General features: G+C 47.0%; 13 protein-coding genes and 1 pseudogene. 7 read left to right on the forward strand and 7 right to left on the reverse strand.

The features are described 5' to 3' along the window. Nucleotides 1–401: 401 nt before the first annotated feature. Nucleotides 402–1,559: a serine hydrolase gene (locus tag OSC7112_RS09540; protein WP_223300801.1), complete on the reverse strand. Its 1,158-nt coding sequence runs from the start codon at nucleotides 1,557–1,559 to the stop codon at nucleotides 402–404. Between the two features lie 521 nt (nucleotides 1,560–2,080). Here OSC7112_RS09540 and OSC7112_RS09545 point away from each other — a divergent pair. Further along, nucleotides 2,081–3,187 carry an N-acetylmuramoyl-L-alanine amidase-like domain-containing protein gene (locus tag OSC7112_RS09545; protein WP_223300802.1) on the forward strand — a complete coding sequence of 369 codons (1,107 nt, stop codon included), beginning with the start codon at nucleotides 2,081–2,083 and terminating at the stop codon, nucleotides 3,185–3,187. A 353-nt stretch (nucleotides 3,188–3,540) separates the two neighbouring features. On the opposite strand, the gene OSC7112_RS09550 is transcribed toward OSC7112_RS09545, so the two are convergent. Together OSC7112_RS09550 and OSC7112_RS09555 are read right to left on the reverse strand one after the other, a co-directional pair. Then, nucleotides 3,541–4,890, reverse strand: coding sequence for a D-alanyl-D-alanine carboxypeptidase (locus OSC7112_RS09550; RefSeq protein WP_015175706.1), 1,350 nt, complete (start codon nucleotides 4,888–4,890; stop codon nucleotides 3,541–3,543). A gap of 760 nt (nucleotides 4,891–5,650) precedes the next feature. Next, nucleotides 5,651–5,986, reverse strand: coding sequence for a ribbon-helix-helix domain-containing protein (locus OSC7112_RS09555; protein ID WP_015175707.1), 336 nt, complete (start codon nucleotides 5,984–5,986; stop codon nucleotides 5,651–5,653). Nucleotides 5,987–6,556: 570 nt separating this feature from the next. Here OSC7112_RS09555 and OSC7112_RS09560 point away from each other — a divergent pair. Both OSC7112_RS09560 and OSC7112_RS09565 read left to right on the forward strand, forming a co-directional pair. Further along, on the forward strand, nucleotides 6,557–7,114 hold the full coding sequence (locus OSC7112_RS09560) for an HNH endonuclease (protein WP_015175708.1): 558 nt from the start codon (nucleotides 6,557–6,559) through the stop codon (nucleotides 7,112–7,114). A 260-nt stretch (nucleotides 7,115–7,374) separates the two neighbouring features. Further along, on the forward strand, nucleotides 7,375–7,773 hold the full coding sequence (locus OSC7112_RS09565) for an alr0857 family protein (RefSeq protein WP_015175709.1): 399 nt from the start codon (nucleotides 7,375–7,377) through the stop codon (nucleotides 7,771–7,773). A gap of 171 nt (nucleotides 7,774–7,944) precedes the next feature. Here the strand turns inward: OSC7112_RS09565 and OSC7112_RS09570 are convergent, their stop codons facing one another. Continuing rightward, nucleotides 7,945–10,104 carry a ShlB/FhaC/HecB family hemolysin secretion/activation protein gene (locus tag OSC7112_RS09570; RefSeq protein ID WP_015175710.1) on the reverse strand — a complete coding sequence of 720 codons (2,160 nt, stop codon included), beginning with the start codon at nucleotides 10,102–10,104 and terminating at the stop codon, nucleotides 7,945–7,947. Between the two features lie 303 nt (nucleotides 10,105–10,407). Beyond that, nucleotides 10,408–11,277 carry a DUF928 domain-containing protein gene (locus OSC7112_RS09580; protein WP_015175711.1) on the reverse strand — a complete coding sequence of 290 codons (870 nt, stop codon included), beginning with the start codon at nucleotides 11,275–11,277 and terminating at the stop codon, nucleotides 10,408–10,410. A 422-nt stretch (nucleotides 11,278–11,699) separates the two neighbouring features. Between OSC7112_RS09580 and OSC7112_RS09585 the strand changes: the two genes are divergently transcribed. Both OSC7112_RS09585 and OSC7112_RS39550 read left to right on the forward strand, forming a co-directional pair. Beyond that, on the forward strand, nucleotides 11,700–13,391 hold the full coding sequence (locus OSC7112_RS09585) for a transglutaminase-like domain-containing protein (RefSeq protein WP_015175712.1): 1,692 nt from the start codon (nucleotides 11,700–11,702) through the stop codon (nucleotides 13,389–13,391). Between the two features lie 122 nt (nucleotides 13,392–13,513). Beyond that, a complete protein-coding gene (locus tag OSC7112_RS39550) occupies nucleotides 13,514–13,654 on the forward strand; it encodes a hypothetical protein (protein ID WP_190274357.1) in 141 nt (46 codons plus the stop codon). 539 nt (nucleotides 13,655–14,193) lie between these two features. Here OSC7112_RS39550 and OSC7112_RS09590 read toward each other — a convergent pair. Beyond that, on the reverse strand, nucleotides 14,194–15,180 hold the full coding sequence (locus tag OSC7112_RS09590) for an aldo/keto reductase (protein ID WP_015175713.1): 987 nt from the start codon (nucleotides 15,178–15,180) through the stop codon (nucleotides 14,194–14,196). Between the two features lie 143 nt (nucleotides 15,181–15,323). Continuing rightward, nucleotides 15,324–16,217: an alpha/beta fold hydrolase gene (locus OSC7112_RS09595; RefSeq protein WP_015175714.1), complete on the reverse strand. Its 894-nt coding sequence runs from the start codon at nucleotides 16,215–16,217 to the stop codon at nucleotides 15,324–15,326. Between the two features lie 697 nt (nucleotides 16,218–16,914). Between OSC7112_RS09595 and OSC7112_RS09600 the strand changes: the two genes are divergently transcribed. Next, the gene (locus OSC7112_RS09600; protein WP_015175715.1) at nucleotides 16,915–17,403 is read left to right on the forward strand and encodes an ATP-binding protein; all 489 of its coding nucleotides are present in this window, start codon (nucleotides 16,915–16,917) and stop codon (nucleotides 17,401–17,403) included. 451 nt (nucleotides 17,404–17,854) lie between these two features. Next, nucleotides 17,855–19,067: pseudogene (locus OSC7112_RS09605) on the forward strand (RNA-guided endonuclease InsQ/TnpB family protein). Nucleotides 19,068–19,074 lie beyond the last annotated feature (7 nt).

Below are 19,074 nucleotides of genomic sequence, written 5' to 3' on the forward strand. Positions count from 1 at the left end.
AGATAAACAACTTCCTAACTACAAATCTAATTAGGACTTGCTCACAGGATATAAGAAACCGGGTTTCTTGCTGCGGGTTTTACCTAAAATCATAGATTTGTGGTCAAGACATTCGTTTTTTTGGTCGCCAGTCCCCATTTTTCGCAGAAACCGTTGTTTGTGCGTAAGATAGCTTCTGACGGCGCCGGAATTGTAAAATCGAGTCAACATTCAACACTCATATCAAATCCGGTTGCATTGGAATGATTAAACCGCTTTTGACGCCGAGAAAACAGAGGAAGAGAACAGAGAGATGAATAATTCCGATGCTACCGGATTTGATATCAACCATCCTTCAGTTTTTCGACCCCTAGTCAACAGTCAACAGTCAACAGTCAACAGTCAACCGGCGCTACTCGATATCACTGCAAAGTGCTGGGGTCACGAGCATTTAGCCGATCGAAAACGTATCGGGAAATGGCCGGAAAAGCTGTTTCGTCCTTGGCATAAGCAGGATCGTCTGCAAAAACAACTAAGATATAAATCGCGCGATCGTCTAAAGTTCTAACAAATGCCGCTTCGCTGCGGGATTTGGAAGTATAGCCAACTTTGGAACCAAAATAAATATTAGTTGGTAAAGATTCGCCGAGAAATCCTTGTATCGAATTGCTAGGGTCATTTTTCCATGCCTTGGGGTCTAAATCTCTTGTCAGCAAGTAAGCCATTTTGCGGCTGGCGACGCTAGAAACCGCTTGCCTAGTATAGATTTCATATATTAATCTGGCGGCTTGGTCGGTAGTTACTTGATTGCGAATCGGCTGGGAAGCATCGCCCCGCAATTGCAAGTCGCGACCGATTGGACCTTCTTGCCTTAAATAGTATATGGGATAATTTTTGGTGCTTATACGAATATCATTGTAGCCGGCAGACTGGAAAAATGTGTTAATTTGAGTCCGCTTTTTCAGCCATGTTTGCAACTCTTCTCCTGCCAGCCGTCCGCCGGATTTTGTATCTGTGATTTTGTCTAAAATCCTGCTAGCAGCATCGTTGTTGGAGACGCGAATCATTTGCTCCAGGTCGTTTTTAAAGGTCGATTCTCTTTGCGTAATTAGGCCTTTTTCTATGGCTGAGTAAAACGCTGCCATCCAAAATAATTTGGCAACGCTAGCGGGAAATCGGAGAGTTTGATTTTGATATCCGGCAAAAGTGTGAGTTTTGGAATTGCTGACATCAAATAAGGTAATTGATAGCGGTTCTGCAGGCAGTCCTTTACTGGTTGCAATGTTCACAGCTTCATCAACAATCCCTTGCAATTCTTGAGAGTAAACAGGATTAGGAGGTGTTTTGATGTTGTAGCTAAAGGTAGGCTCGCTTTGACGAGCGGCTAAATTTTCCGATGGTTCAATTGTCGGAGGCGAGAGTGTTTCTTGAGGCGAGACGGGCTGTTGAGCCAAGATGACTGGCGGTTCTGGGGGACGGCGAATTCTGAACGGTATTGTGACAATCCAACCGATCGCGATCGCCCCGGCAATTAAACACAGGATGTTACGGTATTTTAACCGAGAAAATTTCGTCCTCACTCGGCGACGAGATGGGACTGGGCCTTCGCTGCTTTGGCGACGGGGCCCGACTGGGCGCTGGCTGCTTTGGCGTCGGGATTGGATTATACCTCTTTCATGAATCTTTGCTCGATCGGTCAACCGCAGATACAAGGCAGATGAACGCAGATTAACGCAGATAATTTCAAGAATTGAGAGCGACTTTTGCAACAAGTCTATTGGGCGTCGGGTCTGGATTGGGCGTCGGGACTTGACTGGACGCTCGCTGCTTTGGCGTCGGGACTTGACTGGACGCTCGCTGCTTTGGCGTTGGGGCTGGACTGGGCGTTGGGGCCCGATTGGGCTGCGTCGGCGTTCTACTTGCATTGTGTTGTGGTATCAAACTCGCACGATCAGTTTATAATAGGGCGGCGTCTAAATGACAAGTGTGTCGATCGAGTGTGCTGTTGCCAATTTTATCGGTCTGCTAGGCTGATTGAGACTTCTAATAATTGTAAAAATTTCAGGATAGCACTCAGTTGAAGCAAAATCCTTTGAAAAACATGAGAAATTTTTTGAGTCTGGCTGTTTTGGGATTTGCGATCGCCAGCGTGAATAATTTTTTGATCCCTGATGTTTGGGCATTTCAGTCTCAACCTGCTGCGGAATATGTTGTCGATCGACAAACAGCAGGACAGGGAGCAGATGTAGCGGTTTCCTTGACGGGAGAAAGCGAAAATCGGGAAGTAACAAACAAGCAAACTGTTTCCAGTTTCCCGAGTCTGTTTTGGCCCTTCAACAATTTAGCGGAAATTTCTTATTCCGAATTGCTGAAGGTGCTGGCGAGACGATCGGACTCAAATAACACGGAGAGAGAAACCGCTGCACAGCCTGAAGACATAGCACGTTTTGAAAAGGTTGTACAGTATGCAAAACGACAAAATTTGCACGATCGCTCGATCGGAGAAATCGTCCAGGCGATCGCCGATTATTTCCTAGGAAAACCCTACGCTGAGGGTTTGCTGGACAAATCCGGCGAAGAAAAGTTGCTCGTAACTTTGAATAAATTTGATTGCGTTTTGTTTGTAGAAACAGTTTTGGCGATCGCCCGGGGCGTAGCAGTACAAGATTACGACTATCAAAATTTTGTAAATCGCATAGAAGAACAGCGGTATTTAAACGGTAAAATGAACGGTTATTGCAGCAGGTTGCACTATTTTTCCGAATGGATTAACGACAATCAAAAACGGCAAACAGTGGAAAATATCACTGCTGAATTGGGCGGAGTACCCATGAATAAAACACTAAATTTCATGAGCCAGCACCGCAGCAGTTACCCGCAAATGGTCAAAGACGAAGCAACTTATCAGTGCATTGTCAGCCAAGAAGCAGACTTAGCCAAAACTACTGTTAATTACATCCCGACAAATCGGATAAAAAGTGTTTATTCCCAGTTAAAACCGGGCGATATTGTAGCGGTAGCCACGGAGATTAAAGGATTGGATGTCACCCACACGGGTTTAGTCTACCGCAATGCTGACGGCAATATGGGTTTAATTCACGCTTCGCCTGCTGGGAAGGTGACAGTTGCTTACGACTTGCAGAGATATATTAGGAGAGTCGAAAGTGCGATCGGCATTGTAGTCGCTAGGGCGAAAACCCCTAATTAAATTACTTTTTACTCCTAGGGTGTATCAGCTTGCATTATTTTAGCTGCAAATTCAAAATTTCTCTGCTGACCAGGAATTTCAAAGGTGGTACCCGCCACGCGATCGAGCCGTGGAATCAATCCCAAATCGAAAATCTAAAATCCTCAAGAAAGAGCATTTATCTCGCGCAAGTCAATCTAAAATCTAAAATCTAAAATCGATAATCTCAAATCTAAAATCCTCAAGAAAGAGCATTTATCTCGCGCAAGTCAATCTAAAATCTAAAATCTAAAATCGATTGACGCACCCTACAAACTCTGTTGTGGGGTGGGCTTCTAGCCCGCCCGGAATATACAAATTAAATGCACAACAGTTTATTGAACAATTTCGCTGCGAGATACCTTACTATTTCTAGCAGGATTTGGCGTTAATTCGGGCGGCGAAACTTGAACACTTCCCCACTCATTCAAAAAGCTTTTCAGCAAAACCTCTTGCTGAGTGCGAAATGTCTCGACATTTGCCCCGCGATTCATAATCACAAACCACACAGTTTCTTGTTTTTGAGTGGGCAGCGCTCCACCCAAAGCGCTAACATTATCCAAGGTGCCAGATTTGACTACTGCTAATTGGGGAAGCGGCCTTTCTGACAGTATTCCTTTATCTTTCCCAACTACAGTTAAGACATCAGCAACTGTCATGCTGTAAGGTTTAAGATAGCGTTCTAAAGCGATAAACAACGCGCAAGCAGCCCGGGGAGAAATGAGATTTTCTTCGCTCAATCCCGAACCGTTGACGAGTTGAATTTCTGCGGGGGGAACTCCGGTTGCTGCTGCTGCTTTTTGCGCGACTGTTTTAGCGCCGCCGACAGTATCCGCTAGCATATCTGCCATGAGATTGTTGCTGTACTGATTCATTTTTTTGATCAGTTCGGCGAGGGGCAAAGAATAATGTTTGACTAAAGGTTGCACGTCATTGGGAGGTGCTGACAAAACTTTTACATTACCCTCAATTGCTATTTGGGGTTGTGGGGTATTTGGAGGCAGTGTTTGATACTGGGCGGCGGCTTCGCTGGGCCAGATTTGACTGTTCAATCCTTGCTTGAGCAATTCTCCCGATTTGAGGGGATCGAGTTCAAAATTCATGTAAAACTTATCGACAATTATCAAATTGCCAGTGACTCGCTTTATCCCTTTTTGATTTAAGGCGTTACCGAGGGCGATCGCCTCTTCCCAGACAAACAACGGATCTTCGCTGCCGGCAACAATTAAATCGCCTTTTAATACGCCGTTTTCAATTTTTCCCGTTGTACCAATTAAGGTGATAAATTGATGTTCCGGCCCGAATTGTTGCAGCGCTACAAGAGATGTTGCTACTTTGGTAATAGAAGCTGCTGACAGAGGAACGGTACCTTGATGATTGGCTAGCAAAGTATTGCCCGATTGCATCCAGACGCCTTGGTTTTCTTTGGCAAAACCTTGGGCTGCCAACCCGTTGAGATATTGCTGGATTTTGGTATTTGTGGGGGTTTTGGGATTGGTAGCAGAGACTATTAAGGGCTGAGGCTGACTTGGTTTAACTGGCGGCGGGGAAGATTCAGCTACAGGAGAGGGAGATACAAGTTCCGGCGATTTAGTAGCGGCGCATCCGGCAATAATTGTGAGAAGGGCGATCGAACTCGCAGCAGTCAAGTAGGGGTTTTTCAGCATTACCTTAATTTTGTTCATCAAATTTACGATCGTCTGTCGGCACGCCCGATGGAAAGTTTAGCACTCTTCTCGCGCGTTTTGGAGCGTCCGCATCTGTATTACCACAATTGCGAACCGCTAACATCAGCTATCTTCTTCTCCATCTTTCTTCGTGCTCTTGGCGTCTTCGTGGTTCGTTAAATATATGTTGTTTCAATACTGCGGGATTTTATACCAATAGCCCGGACTGTTTTTAGTTCGTAATCTGAAACCTTCGATTTTTCGTTGGTAGCTCGCATCTTGGATCGTTCTCAAGAACAGGCTTTCCGGCCTGTTCCACAGCAAGTGCAATTTCTTGTGGGGAGTAGGGTTGGGTAGGAGAACCCGCCCATAAAAAGCTTATTGAAAATGGTGCAAGATGTCATATCATCTGCGATCGGTTAACCATAATATCCCGGTCGGGGTGGGTTTTTGAGATTGGAGATTGTTGGCAGGTATTGTTGGTGAACCCACCCCTACAAAAATCGCGGTCGCTCGACCGGACATGATGTCAGTTGGTAGTTCTATTGCCGCATCGCCTGGAAACCCTTATTTTACTGTGGGCAATCAAAAACTGTCCGAAGTATTTTTATACCAGTTCCCAAAAGTAATTCTACTCTAGACCAGCGATCCAAACTCTTATCTTATAAGCCATTCCCAATTCTAAAATCTAAAATCTAAAATCTAAAATAGTACGATCTTCAGCGCCTGGGGCCTTCACCCCAGGCCGATCGCTCTGACAAATTTTCGATAAACTGGTTTATCCAGCCATACTTCCCATACTCAGCGGCACCATTTCGCCGTGCACCGTCAGTCCTAATAACATCGGCCCGCCCGGTCGAATCAACTCTCCTGTAAGCGCGCAGCGTTCCTCCTGCTGTGCTGTGGCATTAATGCTGGCTCGAATATCCGATCGAGAAAACATCTGCCGATACTCTCCAGACTTCTGCTGCACGTAATTCCAGAGCAAATCTCGAATCAAAGCTTGATAGCCTTGATTGCCCGCGAGTTCTTTAAGTCTCTCTTTGAGTTCTCTTTCGAGTCGAATGCTGGTGACTTCCATTTCGGTGGTTGAGGTTCTAGGTAGGGTATGCATAATTTTTCTCCGTGACGGGTGGACATATGTGTAATATCAGTGTAGTATGTTTACAGCTAGATTGAAAGCCTCTTAACCACCTTCTGCCGACTTTGAAATTTCTCCCCACTTACTCCACCTATAAACTGAAGTGCGATCGCCCCACAGGTCGCTCCGAGTCGTTACGGCACGTCTTTAGCACGGGTTTGGCGACTGTCGCAGCGACCTGGTGGGCGGGCCGGGGTCTAAATAAACACGGTTATAGTGGATTAGGACAAATTGCAGAAATTCATGACAACGAGGTAGGCCGGCACGGTCTGCAAGTGGCACAGCCATATCCAGATACGCGAAGCGGGAGGTACAGCTAAACGACTGTACCAACACAGGATGAAAATTTGCATGAACGCAGTTTTTCTAGCCCCCGCTTCTCTCGTAACAGAAGCGGGGGCATTTGATTGGATATTTGAGAAATTCCCAAAGGCTTGGGGAATTGGCAAAAACTAGATATAGCCAATGCAGGCGTTGCATCGAAAATTCCAAATCCCAAATTCCAAATCTAAAATCTAAAATCCAAATGAGGAGGAGCAAGCCGTGACCGTAGTAACTGATGTATTGAGGCAATCTGTGGTGGTGTTTTCTCAGAATTACCTACCGATGAGCCGTGTCAACATCAAACGGGCGATCGTACTTTTGGTAACAGGCAAGGCTGAACCTCTGGATTTTAGCATTGGCAACGGCTGGCTGGTACGATCGCCCAGCAACAGCATCCACGTACCCGAACAAATCCGCTTGACTTTTGGTAACAGGGAACGCCTGTGGAAAGTGCCCCCGGTCAACCGCCGGGAAGTTCTGCGCCGCGACGCTCATTCTTGCCAATACTGCGGTAGCAGCCGGCATTTGACGCTGGATCACGTGATGCCTCGCTCGAAGGGCGGCCCGCATACTTGGGACAACGTGGTGACTGCTTGCGAAGGGTGCAACTCCCGTAAGGGCGATCGAACTCCCGTAGAAGCTGGAATGTCTCTGCGAACTAAGCCGAAGGCCCCCATACACCCCACTGTTGCTTTTGCCGAACTGTTTTGGCACGAATATCAAATTGGGGAACAGGGCATGGGGAATAGGGCATCCGGCATGGGGCATGGGGAATAGGGCATGGGGCAAACAGGTAATTGGTAATTGGTAATAGCTAATAGCTAATAGTTAATAGCTAATTAAGTCCTGTAATTGAAAAGGATTTTAGGTCGGAATAGCAAACTTTTGATTCCCAATGCCCGATGCCCAATTCGCAATGCCCGATGCCCAATTCGCAATGCCCGATGCCCAATTCGCAATGCCCGATGCCCAATTCCCGATTACCAATTTTCAATTACCAATTTTCAACTTTTAATTCCAAATTTAGGGCTGTCAATATGCTGAAGTTGACTTACACTGAAACGGGCTTTAACCTCGAGCGTTTGGCTCAATCTCCCGAACAGTTAGTGGCGCTGCGAGTTGTGCTGGCTATGCGAGTTGGTCAAAGCATCAGCGTCGAACCGAGCACTGCGGCATTTTTGCTGCCCGCGAATTTGCCGGCGCTGCCTCTGTTGGAATCCGAGGCCCGCCGAAACGACAACGATGCGATCGAGCTTTGTGTTGCTGATGCTGACTTTGTAGAAGTAACTCTGCGCGGTACGTGGATTTCTAGCACGTCTGAGGGGGCTGACGGCGTGTTTGCGACTGTGTTGGGCGATCGGGCGGAGTTATTGCTGCTCAAACTCTGGCTCGAAACTCAGGCTGCTGCGGAGGTTGTCGGGGAAATCGGCGATTAATATCGGATGTTGAACAAGGAAGAGGAAAGAGGGAAGAGGGAAGAGGGAAGAGGGAAGAAGGAAGAAGGAAGAAGGAAATATTTTCTTCATTTCCCACTCCCCCACTCTTCCCATCTCCCCTCTGCCATAACAGACAATTTATATGTTTAGTAGAGCAGCAAATCGCTCGTTTTAGGGCGTATAAATTATGTTGAAGTAAATTCCCTTATCTTGCAGATTGTCACCCCGATCGCTAATTCCCACCAAAGGAAAAGCGTAATCTACGCGCAGGTTCACCCGCTGTATCGGTTCCCAGAGTAACCCTAAACCCACACCTGCTAAAAATGTCTGATTGGTTAATTTATTAGGATTGTTCGCAACGTTCCATACAGTACCCGCATCGAAAAATGGAGCTAATTGTAGTTTAGGATTTCCCGAAGCATCGCGCTGCAAAGTAATCCGATCTTCGAGGGAAACTCTGAAGCCGTTATCGCCAGAACGGACATTTTGGCGGTAGCCTCGCAAAGATTGTCCGCCGCCAATTACAAATTGCTGGGAAGGCAACAAACTATTAGCTGACAACTGCAAGTCTGCCTGCAAAATTAATAAATGTTTGTCATTCAATCGCTGTACTCGCTGCACTTGACCCAGCCAGCTCAAAAATTGTCCGTCGGGATCGGAACCTTCGTATTGAGTAGCATCAAACAAGCTAGTGCCGATCGTAAATTGCGATCGCACTGCCCAAGCCCCCTGCGGGTCGCGCCGAATGTAGTCCTGTCCCAGCTTAATTGCGCTCGTAGTGCTGACACCCTTGGACTCCGGGCGGATGCCAAAAGAAACCGGGTCGCCACCGAGAAAAGTTCTGCCTGTCTGATAAGTAAAACCCGCAGACAAGGCAAATTCTTCGATCGGCGTTCTCCGCAGCGGCTGGCGGTAACTAACTTCAAATAAATGCGATTTTCCCGAAATGTCAAAAGTGTCAAAAGGTGGTTGTACGATACTGTTGCGGTTCGGTGCCGCCCTCAATTGCAAAGTGCCGTTCATCGCATTTAGCGGCACGCGATAGCTGAAATCAAACACGTCTGAATCGCCGAGCGATCGGTAATAAGCCGCCGCCAGTTCGTCGCCATTTCCTGTTATATTGCGGTGGCGCAGACTAACTCCCAATCTTTCGGAACCGACACTGGGAGGCGAGTAATTGTCAATGCTGAAAGTAGATTGAAACGGATTAGCTTCCGAGACTCGGACGATCAGAATGCTCTCGCCTTCACTATCCCCAGCCCGCAGACTGGCTTCTACATTGTCAAATAAAGGATCGACTCGCAGCAGCCGGAGTTGGTCTTCTAAGGAAGCTGTGCTTAAAGGCATTCCGGCACCGAGTCGAATCCGGCTGCGGATGTAACTTGGATGCAATCTTTTAGTTCCTTCTACCTCAATTCGGGCTAGCTTGCCTTCGATAACTTGAATTTGGACTACCCCTGCGGTGATAGTTTGGGGCGGCAAGACTGCTCTCGAAGTGATGTAGCCACGGTTGAGGTAAATTTCGGTAATTTTGTCGGCGATTTGTTTGAGCTGTTGTAGGGTGGTAGAACGGCCTTCTAACGGGTTGACTAAGGCATTAATTTCGTCTTGGCTTAAAATTGTGCTGCCAACTACTTGAATTTTCTGCACCTCAATTGGTGTATTCGGCAGGGTTGGGGGAACTGGCGACGGGGGGCTAGGCGCTACTGTTGGCGGTACTTGGGGAGGTTCTGGGGAAGGCTGGGGGGCCGGTTGCAGAAATCGATCGCGATTTGGATCTGGCTGAGTCGGCGGCGACGGTAACAGCGGATCTGGTACTCGATCGCGGTTTAAGTCGGGCGGGAGGTTTCCCGGCGGCGTCTGCGGGTTTTGGGCTAAAAAATTACAATCTAGCGGGTTCTGACATTGGGGATCGCTGTCAACCAGATTTTTGGCTGCGGGCAAGATGCCCGCACCACAAGCAGTTTCATCGATTGTGGAACAGCCTTCTTGGCTGTTCTCGGCGGGGTTCGATGGTGTTTCTGGTTCAGGGTTGGTCTCGATCGCATTGGGAAGCTGATTTAAGTTTGTTGCTGTTTCATCCTGCTTGATTTCCAGTTTTTGCAGTGCTAATACTTGATTGCCCGGATCTGCTGAGTTGTCAGCGGCGACGGGCAACTGAGAAATATCGGAAGTTTGGGATATAGCTTTATTGGCATAAAAGCAAGCGATCGGCAACCCAGTCAGAAGTGAAATCGCCAACCGAAATATTGCAATATTTGCACTCGGGCGCATAATTAATATTTTGTCTAAAATAAGTTGGTATGCTGCTTGACTCTGCCAGTTTATCATTTAGTATTGAGCGCAATTTAACAATAAAAATTTCCCCAGTCGGGCCCTCAAGAGGCAAGCGAGGCAGAACGGCTTATGAGCACAAAAATTTTAATTTATTGAGGAGGATCGACAAAAAAACCCGGAGCCGGCAAAAATCATCTGTAGCGCTGTCAAATACCGCAATCGAAACCGGGTTTTTGATACTTGCTCCAGAAGTCATACCATTTTAGATTTTAGATTTTAGATTTGGCAATGACTTATGGGGATCGGGGTTTGGGGCACGGGGCTACGGTTGCATTCTTGTTTGAAACGGGTGTCGAATTATTTTTTGGTTATGGGTGTTAACTCACTGGTGACTAAGGGTTCTTGGGCTATTTTGCCGAGTTCGACTGAGTTGAGCACTGCTGACCACTTGAGCGCTAAACTGGCATCGCTGGGAGACTCGATACGCAATTGAGCGAGAGTTGCCAGGTACTCGTACCAGAGACCTTGTTGGGCAAATATGCTGAGTTTGGCTAGGCTGTCGGACGATCGATCCAACTCTATTTTCACGGTTGGGGCGAGTGCAGTGCGGTTGATCCACCCGGAAACGAGAACATCATCGGTTGTATTTTTTGGGTTGCATTTGATAGTAAAGTACCATTGATAGTTTTTGCCAACTTCCAGGGCTGGCGAGTTGTCGTCGGAGCCGAGGCTGACGCTAACTACACCTGCACGGCTAGTTACCAGGCGAAAACTTTTTTTGTATAGTGTTTTGTCCCTTTCGTCTGCTAACTCAAACTGAACTGTTTTGTCGAGGGCTACGGGAAGATAGTAGAAAAATGTTGGCTTTGCTGATATGGTTTGCCCCATAGTTGATTGGGGAATCAAGGCAGTTAAGGCAGTTGTGGCCGCGGGGCATTTTAAGCCGCGGGTTCCTCCCCCTTCCCTCCTTCCGGGTACTCCGTCCTCCGGCGGTTGAAAGCTATTCCACGCGGCTCCCGTTAACTGAATGTTCGGTCTGCTTCCGCTGGGTTCAGGGGGTTGAACTGTTTGCCAGTTGAGCGGTAGCTGCGGTCGTGAGGGGCGCTGGACAATATTTGCGGGGCTGTTGAGAGCCTCTGCTGGTATTAAAAAACTACCGGCGGCAACTGCCTCTAAAGACAGAATTAAGGAAAGAGCACCGATATTTAGAGCAGACTTCAAAGCCATGACGAACCTGCCTTCTGATGAACCTAGGAACTTTATCGCACGGTTTTATTCTATCCAAGGTTTTGACGGATATAGTAATCTGTTGTACTTAATTTATATCTTCAGGCAGATACGATTATTTGGGTCGCTCTGCTCAACATAGAATTCTCTGTCGCGTTTGTCCGTGGTAGCTTAGTAGTTATACTTACTTCTATTCACGACAGCAGGTTGGGTTGAGCTTGTTAAAGCCAACTTTGACAAAGACTAATATTCGGGGTCTTTTAACTCTAGCAAGAGGCTACAACGGGTCTTTTCGTAAAAACACCCGGTTGATGCGTCAATCCTGGATATCAGGAAACTCGGCAATTTTGCTGGTGAACCTCAAGCGATCGGCTACAAGTTACAAATCAGGTTTTCTGTACAATAGCGGCAAGAAATTTAGCATGAATCTCGATTCACCTGTTCTTTCGGACAAACAGCCTTCGAGGCTGCAGATGGTAAGACCCATCGGAGTCTTGGCACTGCACGGCATTGCTTTTTTAGGAAATAGGTTGTTCGCTGTCGATCGCGCCGAAGGGCTGCTATTGGAGATCGATCGAGAAAGTGACAACACTACTGTTTTGAATCCTTATCACACGGCTAAGTTTGCCGGCGCAACGGGGCTGGCTATTTCGGAAGATACTCTGTGGTTTGCGCGGGATGAGGATGTTTGTTGCTGTCGGGGCGCAATTCGGGACGGGGCGATCGCTGAACTCAAGCCGGAACATTTTGTTTCGCTTTCTTATCCTGCTGACGGGATTGCTGTGTGGAAATCTACGCTTTATGTGACTTGCCAAAGATTAAACTCGATTCTGGTTTTTGACCTGAAAACTGGTCGCGAAATTACTCGGTTTTACGCTCCGGGTATTGGGGTGGAAAATATCACAGTTCGGGATGAGGAAATTTGGGTTTGCGATAAGACTGAGCAAACTGTTTACTGTTTGGAACGGGGAACAGGGGAGATTAAATTTAGCGTTTTGACTCCCTTTGAATCGCCTTCTGGTTTGGCTTTTCACAAGGATGTGGAAACTGGGGAGGAGGTTCTGTACGTGGCTTATGCTGGAGATGAACTTTACATCCGGGACGACCCGAATTCGGAAGATCCTTTTCAGTTGACGAAGCGCGATCGCACTTTTATTCAGCCTTTGTCTTTTCACTACAATGAAGCTGACCGCTACGCTCTGTCAAACGGTTTTTTGATGGAAATGTCTTATGTGGAGGAACTGTCTCCCCTCGATGAGGTAGAAATCGAAAATTTGGAGTGGCGGATTGCTTTGCCTTCGCAAACTCACCGGCAAAAGGTAAGGAAAGTTACGCCGATCGGAATGCCTTTTACTGAGGAAATTCAGGAAGGGGAACGGGTGGCGGTGTTTAAGTTCGATCGGCTGCTTAAGGGGGAACGCCGAATTTTTGGCTGGAAGGCTTTGTTAGAAGTTCGATCGATTAAGTATCAGTTGTCGCCTCGGGATGTCGAAAAGATTCCCAAGCTGTCGCCGGAGTTTGCAGCTAAGTATTTGGTGGATAATGATAATTTGGCGATGGATACGGATATTGTGCGATCGGCTGCTGTGGCTGCCATTGGCTCGGAAACTAACATTCTCAGGCAATTGCTGAGCATTCGCAATTTTGTTTACGACCAACTTTCTTACGGGATTAGGCCTCACATTGACACTCCCGATATTGTGCTGAGGCGCGGTATCGGTTCCTGCGGCGAATACGTGGGAGTTTTGTTAGCTTTGGCTAGGTTAAACGGGATTGCTTGCCGCACGATCGGCCGCTACAAGTGCCCGGCTTTTGCTGACAGAAAAGGGGTGTCGCTGGAGCCGGATTTCAATCACGTTTGGCTGGAATTTTACATTCCGGGTTTTGGCTGGGTGCCGATGGAATCTAATCCTGATGACATTCAAGACAGAGGCCCTTATCCGTTGCGATTTTTTATGGGTTTGGCTTGGTATCACGTAGAAATCGGCAAGGGAATTCGGTTTCAAAGTCTCACCAGCGGAGGTCTTCCTTTAAATAAGGAGGAGGTTTCCGTGGGGAGTCTGGCAATTAATCATGTGAGGTTTACAATTTTGGAAGAGTTGCCAGCAGTTTGAATCGAGTGTTAACAGTGAACTGTTAATTTTTAACTGTTAGCAGTCAAAATTCAACTGTTAATTGTTAACATTTTTAATCTAAAATCGAAAGTAGAAAATGTAAAATCAGAGGAAGAGGGGTTGTGGAATTTTCGATTGCTAATTTTCTCGTTTTAGTGGCCTTTGTACTGCTGCTAACCGTGACTGGCGGGGTCGCTTATTTAACGGCGGTTGAGTGGCGCGATCGCAGGCGGTTAGATAAGGCTAGACGCAATAAAAAGTAGCTATTTGCTGTTGACAAAGTGCATTTCTTATGATATTGAACAACGCGACCTGGTTGAGTCGCGTTGTTTTGTGATTTTAAATATAGCAGAAGCAAGAAGGAAGTTCGGCAACGGATTCGCTTTCGTCGGATGTAACGGATGTCAGGAATAAGGAATAAGGAATAATCGCAATGGTTTCAGCAATTTAAAATCTCCTAAGCTGTTACGCATTTAAATTGTAGATTCAGGGCGGGCGGGACGCCCACTCCACAAGACTTTGATTTTTTTTGACAGACAATTTAAAGACTGAACAGCTTAATCGGGTTGGCGGTTGCTATATTTTCACCGCAGGTAAAAGCAAGTTCGGTAACATAAACGTTGTAGGTTTGCAGTGAGGACTTGAGTTCTAGTAGTTTGATCGGGGTTCAACTCCTCACTGCCAAACAATTGGATTGCATTTGTTCGATCGCACATAAGATGATTCACGGGCGAGACGCCCGCGCCACCATAAACACACCACAACGAACACACAGGAAAAAAAGGATTTTGGAGTTGGTATTTTAAGTCCACTGTCGGAAAAAGGTATTTTCTTGCCAAGCGGCGGCGGTGCGTTTTTCAAGTGCTGCCATTTCTGTTGTGTTCAGGGGTTGGAATGCTTGGGCGACTTTGAAGTTTTCTTCTAATTGCTTTATTGAGTCGGCGGCGATGACGCAGCAGTGCACGCCGGGAAGTGAAAGCGTGTAGCCCATTGCTTGGTGCATTCCATCTAAAACACCGTTCTGAAATAATTTGCCGTAAGCTGGTATTTTCATGGCTATGACGCCGATGTTTTTAGCTTTGGCAATTGGTAAAGCGCTGGTAACAAAGGAGCGCGGGTGATGTTTTTCGGCGGCGTTGAGGGAGATTAATGTTGTGTCGAAAGGATAGCGCTCCCAGCCTTGCACAATGATAGCAGGTTCGTGATGTCCGGTGATGCCGGAAAAACGAATTATTTTTTGCTGTTTGGCTTCTTCGATCGCCTTTATTGCTCCTTTGGCACTGAAAATTTGGTCTAATTCTGTTTGGAATGAGACGTGGTGGAGTTGCCACAAGTCTAGCCGATCGGTTTTCAATCTTTTGAGCGATTTCTCTAAGTCTCTCCACGCGCCATCTCTGTCTCTGGCGGAGGTTTTTGTGGCTAGGAATATGCGCGATCGATGTTTGGGCAAAACTTTGCCTAAGTTTTCTTCGCTGGGCCCGTACTCGGCCGCCGTGTCAAAATAGCGAATGCCTAGTTCGATCGCGCGTTCAATTTGCGCCGCCGCTTCTGTTTCTCTTCCCGGCTGCGACAGCGGTGTTTGTCCGGCCCCACCCAAACCGAAAATCGGCACTTTCACACCTGTTTTGCCTAACAGTCGTTCTGGCATTTTTACTGTGGCTGCAGCCTGGTTATTGGGTGCGGCTGCGATTTCCCGATCCTGCTGTTCGATCGCCTTAGCACCTGCAATGCTGCTGGCAACGGCTATACTGCTCAATATAAAATTGCGGCGAGTCTTTTTGCCGGTCATGGTTTCCGTCTCCTCAGAACATTTGAGCAGAAATTAACCGCGTTTGTGTTGGCACAATACATAAAATTTTACTGCAAATCGGATAATTTCCCCCTATCCAAGGGAGGAGATGGCCGGGGGAAAATGATCTATGTGCCGATCGACTATTGGTCAATTATCCAGGCGCGAATCAGTTCGTTTATCTGTTCTGGTACTTCGTCGTGGGGACAGTGACCGGCTTTGATAAAGTGTTCTGTCAACTGCGGATAGTGTTTGCGAAATTTAGCGCTTCTTTCTGTGGAATTCATCCACGGATCGCCTTCTCCCCACAGCATTAGCAACCGGCAGTTTAATTGACTCAGCAATACGTCAATTTTTTCGCCTTGGGGTGTTCGGAATACGGAGGCGAATACTTTGGGGGCACCGGGATCGCAGGAGGGAAGGTAAATTTCTTCTACTAATTGGTCTGTGACGGCGCTTTGGTCGAGATAAACTTTTTCTAGGGTTTTCCGAATTGTCGATCGCTGGCGCACGTACTGGAACAGCAGAAAACTTGCCCAATCTTGCTGAAATAAGGTTTTAGCTACTGCAGATATAGCTTTTTGCAAGGGCGGGGCTTCGGGTGCGGGCTGCGGTTCGCTGAAGGGGCCGGCGCTGTTGATTAATATGAGTCCGGCTGCTGATTCGGGGCGCCCGGCTGCTACACACAAGGCGGCGTAGCCTCCGAGGGAGTTGCCGGCTAGTACGGCGGGCCGGCCGATGATGTTCGTGATAAAGTCGTGGAGTTGGTCGCGCCAGAGGTCGCCGCTGTACTGCAATTCGGGTTTTGCCGATCGCCCGAATCCCAAAAGGTCGATCGCCCACACTTCAAAGTCTTTGCTCAGACCGCTGATATTTTTGCGCCAGTGGTCTGTGGAAGCGCCAAAACCGTGAATTAACAGCAGGGGAGGGCGTTGTGGATGCCGATCGCCGGATCTAACGTAGTACACTGAATGCCCCCGCCACTGCCAGTAAGTGCCGGCTATGGGGGCTGCGGTGATGGCTGGGCTTGTTTGCATAATGTAAAGAAATAATTATTTACTTTAACTATTGTATCGCGACATTCAGATTTATATAGTTTGACGAAGGCCCCGGAGTTTCGCCAGCAAAGGATTGGTCTATTTGGGCGAGTTGAGATTTCGCGAGCTCCCGCACTCAGGATTAATAAGTTTTGTAACGAATCTTGGTTTTGTGAGGGGCGCAGCAATGGGAGATATTTTGCCCGATCGCATTTGGGAAAATAAATCGGGTTTTGGCTGCAACATACCTAGGTATGATGATTTTGCTGTGTAACGGTCTGAGCAAGTTCTGGGCGATGGCGCTTGCCCAGGGGCTGCGAGGGTCGAACCTGGTTGGCGAAGGTAAAGGGATCGACTTTTTTATAGTTATTTTCGAGTTGTTTCAGGTGGGGATCGTTTGTTAAACAGGTGTTGACGGCTTCGGGGATACAGCTAGCCGTTTGGTTGCTAGTTGGCAAAAGCCGACATCAAAAATCTGGCTGCTGGAAGAAGTTATAAGTAAAATTACCGATGGTTCTCTGCAGCAGTTTCTCAGAATCGCAGAATATTTTGTGACGTTGTTTGCTGTTCTTAACTGCTTTGATACTCTAAGATAGAAGTAGAGCAGCGCAGCTCAATTAATTAGCATTTTGAATACTAGGGAGCCAACTATGCAGGGTGTGAACTTTATCCACCTGAAAGTTAGGGAGTTTTCTGAGTGATTGCTATTTCACCTCGTCCCGTCGGACGCAATTGGATTACGATTAGCTTCGCTTCTACTCTATACCTTTGTCCTATTTTGGATCTGCTCCTAGCAGAGGTGCCAGATTACTGGCAAGCGGAATTGCGGTTGGGGCTTCAAGAAGCTTTGGTAAATGCTGCTAAGCATGGAAACAAATTAGATCCCGGTAAAACTGTTGGAGTCCGTTTTTCGATCGTCCAAAACCAATATTGGTGGGTGATATCGGATGAAGGTTCTGGCTTTAATGCCCCTTGCAGTTGCAACCTTTATACTGATGATTGCGACAGTCTCCTAGCAGAGGACGTTGCAGATAACTCTGGACTACCCCATGTAGAACAGGAATGTGGTAGGGGATTGTTTATTCTTTACCAAATATTCGATCGGGTAGAGTGGAATTCTCAAGGTACAGAGTTACGGCTGTGCAAAGAACTTCCCAGTCGTTACCGACTGCCTCGCTTGCGCTAGCACCGATATTTGGCAGCAGTTTTCACCTCAGCTAGACCGGGAAATTTTTTCGTTGTCGGGCTGAAGTTTGGAGTGAGAATTTGAACGCTCTGGCTATTGATAGCTGATCGTAATGCAAAATGTGAGTTTTGAGTTCAAAAAGTATAAATCTTTTGATCTCACAATCGCGCTGCTCGATCGAGCGGCGCGATTGTCTAAGTTTTGAACCACTAATTAAGTCCCAACTCAAGACTCAACGCTCAAAATTATTGGCCGTATTATAAATAATACCCTGAAAACCCCGCGACTTTAGTCCGGGGATGAAAGGGACAAAGAGGCTTTAGCCTCCCAGTCTATTTTCTGAGCTCTCAGGATGGCGCTGTCAAGTAAAACCATGTAAATCTTTGTGAACAACTAGAGGGATGTTAAGCCGACTCTGGTAGCATAAGACTATCGTGATGAGGTCGAAGTCATGTTAGTTTTTGAGTTCAAGGCATACGGGAAAAAACAGCAATTTGACGCTGTAGACGAAGCAATTAGAACGGTGCAGTTCATCCGCAACAAAGCACTGCGGTTTTGGATGGAAAACGAAAAAGTCAACAAATACGACTTGAATAAATACAGCGCCATTCTAGCGAAGGAATTCCCGTTTTGCGACGACTTAAACAGCATGGCCAGACAATCGAGTTCAGAAAGAGCGTGGTCGGCGATTTCACGATTCTACGACAACTGTAAAAAGAAAGTCCCAGGAAAAAAAGGATTCCCGCAATTCCAGAAACACAACCGCTCGGTAGAGTACAAAACTACGGGCTGGCGTCTGGCAGACGACCGGAAATCAATCACTTTTACCGATAAAAAAGGAATCGGCAAACTTAAATTAAAAGGAACCCGCGACTTGCATTTCTACCAGCGCAGTCAAATCAAACGAGTACGCTTGGTAAGGCGAGCAGATGGATATTACGTGCAGCTTTGCGTGCAAGTTGACCGTTCTGAAGAAATTGAGTTTTACCGGAAAGACCATCGGATTAGACGTGGGACTCAAAGAGTTCTACACGGATTCTCATGGCGTTGCAGTTGATAACCCGCGTTTCCTCCGCCAGGGAGAACGCAGGTTGAAAAAAGCCCAAAAACGAGTTTCAAAACGAGTCAAGGGTTCGCAAAACAGAAAAAAAGCTAGAGCGATTCTAGGGAAGCGCCACCTCAAAATAAGCAGACAGCGTAAAGATTTTGCCGTGAAGTTGGCAAGATGCGTCATCCAGTCTAACGACTGTGTAGTCTACGAAGATTTGAGGATTAAAAATATGGTGAAGAATCACTGTCTGGCAAAATCGATTAACGACGCTTCTTGGTATACGTTCCGAATTTGGTTGGAATATTTTGGCAAAGTATTCGGAAGAATTACGATTGCCGTACCAGCTAACGGAACAAGTCAAGAATGCTCTAGTTGCGGAACAATTGTTAAGAAAAGTCTCTCAACGCGAACCCACGCTTGTCGGTGTGGATGCGTATTAGATCGTGACTGGAACGCAGCTAAAAATATCCTGAGTCGGGGATTGAGTACGGCGGGGCACGTCGGAACTTGGATCTTAGATCCGAACGCTTGTGGAGAATTGACCGCTACCGATGTTGAAGTAATTCTGCACCGGCAAGTCGATTCTGCGAATCAAGAATCTCCTCGGCTTTAGCCAGGAG

The sequence above is a fragment of the Oscillatoria nigro-viridis PCC 7112 genome (assembly GCF_000317475.1).
Taxonomy (GTDB): domain Bacteria; phylum Cyanobacteriota; class Cyanobacteriia; order Cyanobacteriales; family Microcoleaceae; genus Microcoleus; species Microcoleus nigroviridis.

Coding starts and splice junctions, on each gene's coding strand:
- OSC7112_RS09545 (WP_223300802.1), top strand. CDS start 2,081: ATGAGAAATTTTTTGAGTCTGGCTGTTTTGGGATTTGCGATCGCCAGC.
- OSC7112_RS09550 (WP_015175706.1), bottom strand. CDS start 4,890: ATGAACAAAATTAAGGTAATGCTGAAAAACCCCTACTTGACTGCTGCG.
- OSC7112_RS09555 (WP_015175707.1), bottom strand. CDS start 5,986: ATGCATACCCTACCTAGAACCTCAACCACCGAAATGGAAGTCACCAGC.
- OSC7112_RS09565 (WP_015175709.1), top strand. CDS start 7,375: ATGCTGAAGTTGACTTACACTGAAACGGGCTTTAACCTCGAGCGTTTG.
- OSC7112_RS09570 (WP_015175710.1), bottom strand. CDS start 10,104: ATGATAAACTGGCAGAGTCAAGCAGCATACCAACTTATTTTAGACAAA.
- OSC7112_RS09580 (WP_015175711.1), bottom strand. CDS start 11,277: ATGGCTTTGAAGTCTGCTCTAAATATCGGTGCTCTTTCCTTAATTCTG.
- OSC7112_RS09585 (WP_015175712.1), top strand. CDS start 11,700: ATGAATCTCGATTCACCTGTTCTTTCGGACAAACAGCCTTCGAGGCTG.
- OSC7112_RS09590 (WP_015175713.1), bottom strand. CDS start 15,180: ATGACCGGCAAAAAGACTCGCCGCAATTTTATATTGAGCAGTATAGCC.
- OSC7112_RS09595 (WP_015175714.1), bottom strand. CDS start 16,217: ATGCAAACAAGCCCAGCCATCACCGCAGCCCCCATAGCCGGCACTTAC.